Genomic DNA, 8,116 nt, shown 5'->3' on the forward strand with positions numbered 1-8,116 from the left:
TGGCTTCCGGCGAGCATATGTACGGTTCAGGGCTGAGAAATCATCATTCGCGCCGACGCGAAGTGGCTTGCCACGCCGATATCATGAGAGTGGCCCGGGGAGATCGGATAGGCGATCGGCGTGTGCACCCGCCCCAGCCTCCGGCGCTACTACGCCGGTTAGTAGACTGCGGCGGTGAGCCGACACCGGTCCCGCGCCGCCGCGCTGCTGTCTCGCGTCGGCGGCCACCCCAGGGCCGGCCGATGAACGACTTCCTGGTCGCGTCCTCGATCGTGCTGTCGCTCGTACTCGCCGGCTGGAGCCTGGTGACGACCATGCGCAACCGGCCGCCGGACGTCTCGCACCTCGCCGGCCTGGCCGTGCTGGAGCTGGTGCTGCTGGCGCTCGCCGCCGCGGCGGTGGTCGCCTGGGTCGGCGGCGAGCAGCCCGCCGAGGCCGGCACCTTCGCCGGTTACCTGATCACCCTGGTCTGCCTGCCGCCGCTGGCCGGCGTGCTGGCCCGGATGGAACCGACCCGCTGGGGCTCGGTGATCGTCACCGTCGTCTGCCTGGTGATCCCGGTCGTCGTGGTACGCCTGCAACAGACCTGGCAGCTCCCCGGTGGCTGAGCCGGTGACCACGGAGCCGACGACCTCCGGCACACCGCGCAGGCGGATCAACAGCGGTCCGGGGCGGGCGCTGGTCGCCGTCTACATCCTCTTCGCGATCGCCGCGAGCTGCCGGGCCGGGGTGCAGATCATCACCAAGTTCGACGAGGCGCCGGTCGCGTACCTGCTCTCCGCGCTCGCCGCGGTGATCTACATCGTGGCGACCGTCGGGCTGGCCCGGGGCGACCGGGTCGGGCGCCGCACCGCGCTGGTCTGCTGCACCGTCGAACTCGTCGGGGTGCTCAGCGTCGGGGCGTTGAGCCTGCTCGACCCGGCGCTCTTCCCGGACGACACCGTCTGGTCGGACTTCGGCGGCGGCTACGGCTACATCCCGCTGGTGCTCCCGGTGCTCGGCCTGCTCTGGCTGCGCCGCACCCGACCCGCCTGAGCCGCCGGCCGGGACCGGGTCACTCGACCAGGTCCGAGCGGTACAGCCGGATCCAGCGGTAGCCGTACCCGGCCAGCTCCAGCGCGTCGAGCTTGCCCACCGGCGGGTACTCCCGGTCGGCGAGTACGTCGATCGGCATGTCCGCCTCGGGAAAGAGCGCGCCCAGGTTGACCACGGCCGGCCGGGTACCGAGGTTGTGCAGGAAGAGCATGCAGCCGGTCGGGCCGTCGGCGCGGTGCGCGAGCACCCCGTGCGGCATCTCCTGGTCGACGTGGGTGCAGGAGCCGGAGCCGACCTCTGGCGCCTCCCGCAGGGTCCGGATCATGCGCTCGAACCAGCCCAGCAGGGACTTCGGGTCGTGCCGTTGCGCGGTGACGTTGACCTGCTCGTAGCCGAACTCCCCGCTGTCGATCACCGGCCGGACCAGCTTGTCGGCGGGGGCGCTGGAGAAGCCGGCGTTGGGCTTCCCGGACCACTGCATCGGGGTACGGATCGACTCCCGACCCGGCAGCGACAGGTCCTCCCCCATCCCGATCTCCTCGCCGTAGCGCAGCACCGGCGTGCCGCGCAGCGAGAACTGGAGGGCGTACGCCAGCTCGATCCGGCGCCGCTCGTTGCCGAGCATCGGGGCGAGCCGGCGGCGGATGCCCCGGTCGTAGATCCGCATGTTCTCGTCCGGGCCGAACTGCTCGTAGACCTGGGCCCGCTGCTCGGCGGTGAGCCGGGAGAGGTCGATCTCGTCGTGGTTACGCAGGAAGGTGGCCCACTGGGCACCGGCCGGCAGCGCCGGGGTGTCCCGCAGCGCGTCGACGATCGGCTCCGGGTCCTGCCGGGCCAGCGCGAGCATCAGCCGGCCGTTCAGCATGAAGTCGAAGAGCATGTGCAGCCGGTTGGCGGAGCCGCCGCTGTCGCCGAAGTAGTCGACGAGCTGCGCCGGCTGCACGTTCGCCTCGGCCAGCAGCAGCGCGTCGGCCCGCCGCCACTGGACGTGCTGGCGCAGCTCGGTCAGGAACTCGAAGTCCTTGGGCGAGTCCGGGTTGCCGGGCTCGGTCAGCTCGATGATGAACGGCGCCGCGTCGATCCGGAATCCGGCCACCCCGAGCTGGAGCCAGAACGACATGATCTTCTTGACCTCGGCCCGTACCGCCGGGTTGCCGAAGTTGAGGTCCGGCTGGAAGCGGTAGAAACGGTGGTAGAACCACGCCTTCGCGGTCCGGTCGTAGCTCCAGGTCTCGTCCTGCTCGCCGGGGAAGACCATGCCCTGGCGCCGGTCCGGTGGCGCCTCGTCGGACCAGATGTACCAGTCCCGGTACGGCGAGTCGGGCGAGGAACGGGCGGAGACGAACCACGGGTGCTGGTCCGAGGTGTGGTTGACGACGAGGTCGATGATGATCTTGATGCCCCGGTTCGCGGCCTGGTGCAGCAGCTCCGCGAAGTCGCCAAGGGTGCCGAGCCGGGGATCGACGCCGTAGAAGTCGGTGGCGTCGTAGCCGTCGTCGCGCTGGGTCGAGGGATGGATCGGGTGCAACCAGAGGCAGGTCACCCCGAGCCGGGCCAGATAGTCGAGGCGACCGATCAGGCCCCTGATGTCGCCGACCCCGTCGCCGTCCGAGTCGGCGTACGTGTCGATGTCGAGGCAGTAGACGACCGCCTCCGCGTACCACCGGTCCGTCATAACCGAAGGTCATTTCCGATCCGCCACCTCGGCAAACCGGATCGGTGTGCCGGACCGCCGCGGCGGCGCGTGTAACCGGGCGGATCTCGGGGTACCCAGACCTCTTCTCCCGGGCTTCCCCGAGCCGACGTACGAGCCGACGAAGGAGTGGGTACGCCGTGGCCCTCGCCCAGGACGTGGACCCGACACAACTCGGCGGGCTGACCGGCTGGATTGCCGGGGTGATCGACGCGATGGGCGTACCCGGGGTGGGGCTGCTGGTCGCGCTGGAGAACATCATCCCGCCGGTGCCGAGCGAACTGGTGCTGGCGATGGCCGGCTACCTGGCCGGCGAGGGCCGGATGAACGTGGTCCTGGTGGCGCTCTCCGCCACCGCCGGATCGGTGCTCGGCGCGATGCTGCTCTACTGGCTCGGTGCCGCGCTGGGCGAGGACCGGCTCAAGCGCTGGCTGGACCGGATTCCGCTGGTCGACACCGACGACCTGGACCGGGCCGACCGCTGGTTCGAGCGGTACGGCTCGTGGGCGGTCTTCTTCGGGCGGATGATTCCGGTGTTCCGCAGCCTGGTCTCGATCCCGGCCGGCGCGGACCGGATGCCGGTGGGCCGGTTCCTGGTACTGACCACGCTGGGCAGCGGTCTCTGGAACGCGATCTTCGTCGGCCTCGGCTACGGCCTCGGGTCCCGGTGGCAACAGATCGACAGGTACGCCAGCTACTTCGACTACGCGCTGCTGGCCATCTTCGCGGTCATGATCGGGCTGTGGGTGGTGAAGAAGCTGCGTCGGCGCTCGCACCGGCGCCAGGCCGCCAGCATCCGCTGACGACCCGGCACCGGTGCACCGCCGGGTTCGCTGGCCCGGCACGCGGTCTGCGACCGCACCCGCCCGACGGCGCCACCGGTCAGGGCAGCGTGTTCAGGTGCGGCCGGACGGTCCGGGCGAAGGTGTTGCCGTTGGCGACGTCCCAGTTGATCGACCAGGTCATCGCGCCCCGGATCCCCGGATAGGTTCGCGGCGGGCGGAAGCTGCCGCAGCCCGTTCCCTTGGCCAGGCAGTCCAGCGCCTGGTTGACCAGGCTCGGCGCGACGATGCCACCGCCGGCCGCGCCGGGACCGGCGGGCAGCCCGAGCGCCACCTGGTCGGGGCGGAGTCCGGCTTCGAGTTGCAGGCAGGCCAGCGCCGTCATGAAGTTCACCGTGCCCTGGGAGTACGCGAAGGACTGGTCGCAGCCGAGCATCGAACCGGAGTTGTAGAACTGGGTGTGCACGACGGTGAGGATGTCGCGGATGTCGAGGGCCAGCTTGAAGTACGACACCGACGGCGACTGCATGTCGATGGTCTGCGGTGCCATCGTGATGATCAGACCCGACCCGACCCGGCTGCGCAGTGAGCGCAGCGCCTGTGCCATGTACGTCGGGTTGAGCCCGTTCTCCAGGTCGATGTCGACCCCGTCGAAGCCGTACTGCTGGATCAGGTCGTAGACGCTGTTGCTGAAGTTGGTCGCCGAGGCCGCGTCGTTGACGGCGACCCGGCCGGTCTCGCCGCCGACCGAGAGGATCACCTTCTTGCCCCGCGCCTTGACGGTCCGCACGTCGGCGGTGAAGTCGGCGTTGGTGTAGCCGCCGACCGAGGCCGACAGCCCCGGGTCGATGCCGAAGGTGACCGCGCCGGGGGTGCTGGTGGCTTCGGCGAAGGCGACGGCGATCAGGTCGTACTCGGCGGGCACGTCCCGCAGCCGCAGCTCGACCGCCGGGTTGTCGAAGTTGTGCCAGTAGCCGGTCAGGAAGTGCTTGGGCAGCCCGGTGGCGGGCGGGTCCGTCGGCGGGTTGGTCGGTGGGGCGGTGGTGGGCGGGGTCGTCGGCGGGCGGGTGGTCGGCGGGGTGGTCGGGGTGGTGCCGCCGCCACAGGTCGCGCCGTTGAGGGTGCAGTTGGCGGGGCTGCCGGAGCCGGTGGCGAGGAAGCCGAACGACACCGAGGCGCCGGGCGCGACGCTGCCGTTCCAGGACCGGTTGGTGAAGGTGTGCCGCTGGCCCGAGGAGGTCAGCAGGGCGTCCCAGTAGCTGCCCATCGTGGTGCCGGCGGGCAGGTCGAAGGCGACCGACCAGCCGTTGATGGCGCTGGTGCCGCCGTTGGTGATGGTGTACCTCCCCTCCCAGCCGGAGCCCCAGTCGGCGGTCTTGACGAAGGTCGCGGTCGGCCCGGCGGCGTACGCCGGCAGCGCCCCCCAGGCGACGCCGACCGCTGCCACGAGGCCGGCGACTACGGACAGGACAAGGCTTCTGCGGCGTCTCATGTGGTCCTCCACCGAGCGTCGGGCATCCACAGCCATCGACTGTCCGCCAATTATTAGGAAGGTTAACTGTTTACGCAAGGGGTGTAAGGAAGGGCCCCCCGTTATCGCTTTTTGTTGTAGCGGGGGCCCTTCCTTACACCACAGCTCAGCGGCGGAAGGTGAACCAGTTGAGGTTGGCGAAGTCCGCCGGCTGGCCGCTGCTGAAGGTCAGGTAGACCGTGCGTACCCCGGTCACCGCCGAGACGTTGCCGGGAATCGACTGCCAGCTCTGCCAGCCGCCGGTGTTGCCGACGGCGAGGCTGCCCAGCACCGGACCGGTCGGGCTGTCCACCCGGACCTGCACCAGGCCGCTCACCCCGCCACCGGCGCCGGAGGCGAGCCGGGCCACGAAGTCCCGGGGCGGCGTCGAGCCGAAGTCGACCCGGTCGTAGCGCACCCAGTCGCCGTTGGCCAGCCAGGCGATGTTCTGGCCGCCCTCGCTGCACGCCTCGACGCCGACGCCCTGCTGCCCGCTGTGCGCCTCGGCCTGGATCGTCGAGTACGCGCTCACGGTGCCACCGGGCGGCGGCGTGGTCGGCGGCGGAGTCGTCGGCGGATTGGTCGGGTTGGTGCCACCGCCCCGGCTGTACACCGCGACGTAGTCGACCAGCATCGGCCGGCCGGAGACGGTCGCGGAGGTGGGGGTGGTGCCGCCGGCCACACCGTTCGGGAACGAGCCGCCCATCGCGACGTTGAGCAGCAGGAAGTAGCCGGCGTGGTCGGTCATCTGCGACCAGTACGAGCCGACCTGGGACTGCGTGACGGTGTGGTAGTGCTGGCCGTCGACGTACCAGCGCAGTTGCTGGGGGCTGACCGAGGCGTCCCACTCGAACCGGTAGGTGTGGAACGCCGCCTGGCAGGTCGAGCCGGGGCAGGCCCGCTGGGCGCCGATGCCGTTGAACTCGTTGCACGGCCCGCCGGGCGCGACGCCGCAGTGCAGTACGCCCCAGACCGAGTTGATCCCGTTGACGTTCTCCATCACGTCGAACTCGCCGATCCCCGGCCAGTTCTGGTAGTTCCCCCGGTACGGCGCACCGAGCGCCCAGAACGCCGGCCAGTAGCCGGCCGCCGCCGCGCCGGTCACGTTCGGCATCTGGATCCGGCCCTCGATCGCCAGTACCCCGCCCGACGGCGGCTTGAAGTTGCTGCGGACCGTCTCGATCCGGGACGAGGTCCACTGGCCGGAGGCGCTGCGGATGGGGGTGATCCGCAGGTTGCCGCTGCCGTCGTGGCTGACGTTGGCGGTGCTGTTGGTGTAGGTCTGGATCTCGCCGGTGCCCCAGTTCGGCGGGCCGCCGGGATAGCTGGTGCCGGTGTCGATGATCCAGTTCGCCGACGAGGGCAGGGTGTTGGCCGCGCCGGTGAAGTCGTCGCCCCAGACCAGGCTCCAGCCGGTGGCCGGGGGCGGGATGGCGGCCCGAGCGGTCACGGTCGCGGTGCCGAGGACGGCCGCGAGCAGGGTGGATGCGGCCACCAGCAGCGCGAGGCGTCTCCTGGTGCCCCGGCCGGCAGGGTCCGGCCGGGCGTTCCGGATGGTGAACATGTGCGGGGCCTCTCTACAGGGGACGGGGAGCCCCACGTCGGGACGGGGAGCCCTACGTGGAGACGGAGCCGAGAGAGCGCTCTCTCAGGAGTTGTACGTCCCCGCCCCGCACCTGTCAACACCTGTCGATGCGTCGGCCCGGTACGCCCGTCGTGCGGACCCGCCCCAAGGTCCCGCCCCAAGGTCCCCGTCCCAAGGTCCCCGCCGCCGGCCACCGACCGCCGGGTCACCCGATGCGGATGCCGCGATTGGGCACTCAGGGAGTTTCCCGGCATCGACACTGAGGGTAATGAACAACCGGTCGCGCCAGCGACGCTGTTCGGATCGAACGACGGGCGGTGATGGTGATGGTGATGCTCGACGGGCTGACCGCACCGATGGAACCTCTGCCGAACGCTGGGCCGGACCCGCTGACGGTCGGGGTCGAGGAGGAGTTTCTGCTCGTCGACCCGGTGACCGGCGCGGCGGCACCCGCGGTCGAGGCGGTACTGGCCGAGGTGCCGGACGACCTGCGCGGGCAGGTGCAGCGCGAGTTCCAGACCAGCCAGATCGAGATCGGCACCCCACCCGGCCTGGAGCTGAGCGCCCTGCGGCACTCGCTCGGGCTGCTGCGTACCGGGCTGGCCGACGCCGCCGAGGCGGCCGGCGTACGCCTGGTCGCGGTCGGCACCGGCCCGGTCGACGGCCCGGTGCCGCCGCTGGTGGAGAACCCCCGGTTCGACCAGATGATCGAGCGGTTCGGGTTGCTGGTCCCGTCGCCCGGGGTCAACGGCATGCACGTGCACGTCGGCGTACCCGAACCGGAGACCGCCGTGCAGGTGCTCAACCACCTCCGCCCGGCGCTGCCGATCCTGCACGCCGCCACCGCGAACTCGCCGTTCTACCAGGGCCGGGACACCGGCTACGCGAGCTGGCGATCGGTGCTCTGGGAGCGCTGGCCGTCGGTGGCGCCGACGCCCTGGCTGGAGTCGCACGCGCACTACGAGAGCCTGGTCGAGGACCTGATCGGCACCGGGATGATGCTCGACGAGGGCATGCTCTACTGGTACGCCCGGCTGTCGTCGAAGTACCCGACGGTGGAGATCCGGATCGGCGACGTCTGCCCCGGCCTGGACGACACGATCCTGATCGCGGCGCTGGTCCGGGCCCTGGTCGACACCGCCCTGGCCGACATCGCGGCCGGGGTGCCGGCGCCCCGGGTGTCGCACCACATGCTGGTGGGCGCGCACTGGCGGGCGGCGCACGACGGTCTCGAAGGACTCGGCGTCGATCCGCTCGACGGCAGCGTACGACCCGCCTGGCAGCTGATGCGCCAACTCTTCAACCGGCTCCGGCCGGCCCTCGAACGTCACGGCGACCTGCCCCTGGTCACCGAGCTGCTGAGCCGGTTGCAGGCGCACGGCACCGGCGCCGCCCGGCAGCGGGCCGCCTACGCGAGGCGGCACGAGATCTCCGACGTACTGGACGACCTGGTCCGGCGTACCCGGGGCAGCGCCGGACATGGCTGAGAAGCTGGTGGTGGTCGGCGGGGG

At 71.0% G+C, this 8,116-nt stretch carries 7 protein-coding genes; 4 read left to right on the forward strand and 3 right to left on the reverse strand.

The genetic code is table 11. The features are described 5' to 3' along the window. Positions 1-242 precede the first annotated feature (242 nt). On the forward strand, positions 243-608 hold the full coding sequence (locus V1634_RS23390; protein WP_331210018.1) for a hypothetical protein: 366 nt from the start codon (positions 243-245) through the stop codon (positions 606-608). Beyond that, on the forward strand, positions 601-1,035 hold the full coding sequence (locus V1634_RS23395; RefSeq protein WP_331210019.1) for a hypothetical protein: 435 nt from the start codon (positions 601-603) through the stop codon (positions 1,033-1,035). The genes V1634_RS23390 and V1634_RS23395 overlap by 8 nt, the downstream gene beginning before the upstream one ends. Positions 1,036-1,054: 19 nt before the next feature. On the opposite strand, the gene V1634_RS23400 is transcribed toward V1634_RS23395, so the two are convergent. Next, positions 1,055-2,710, reverse strand: coding sequence for an alpha-amylase family protein (locus V1634_RS23400; protein ID WP_331210020.1), 1,656 nt, complete (start codon positions 2,708-2,710; stop codon positions 1,055-1,057). Positions 2,711-2,868: 158 nt separating this feature from the next. Between V1634_RS23400 and V1634_RS23405 the strand changes: the two genes are divergently transcribed. Continuing rightward, positions 2,869-3,531: a DedA family protein gene (locus V1634_RS23405; protein ID WP_331210022.1), complete on the forward strand. Its 663-nt coding sequence runs from the start codon at positions 2,869-2,871 to the stop codon at positions 3,529-3,531. Positions 3,532-3,610: 79 nt separating this feature from the next. Here V1634_RS23405 and V1634_RS23410 read toward each other — a convergent pair whose 3' ends face one another. Together V1634_RS23410 and V1634_RS23415 are read right to left on the reverse strand one after the other, a co-directional pair. Beyond that, entirely contained in the window at positions 3,611-5,002 is a 1,392-nt protein-coding gene (locus tag V1634_RS23410; protein ID WP_331210023.1) for a chitinase, read from the reverse strand. Positions 5,003-5,147: 145 nt separating this feature from the next. Further along, a complete protein-coding gene (locus tag V1634_RS23415) occupies positions 5,148-6,584 on the reverse strand; it encodes a carbohydrate-binding protein (RefSeq protein ID WP_331210024.1) in 1,437 nt (478 codons plus the stop codon). Positions 6,585-6,931: 347 nt separating this feature from the next. On the opposite strand from V1634_RS23415, the gene V1634_RS23420 reads away from it, so the two are divergent. Beyond that, positions 6,932-8,092, forward strand: a complete 1,161-nt coding sequence (locus tag V1634_RS23420; protein ID WP_407951835.1) for a carboxylate-amine ligase — start codon at positions 6,932-6,934, stop codon at positions 8,090-8,092. The last annotated feature ends 24 nt before the right edge of the window (positions 8,093-8,116 follow it).

It is taken from the genome of Plantactinospora veratri, assembly GCF_036421995.1.
GTDB classification, from domain to species: Bacteria; Actinomycetota; Actinomycetes; order Mycobacteriales; family Micromonosporaceae; genus Plantactinospora; species Plantactinospora veratri.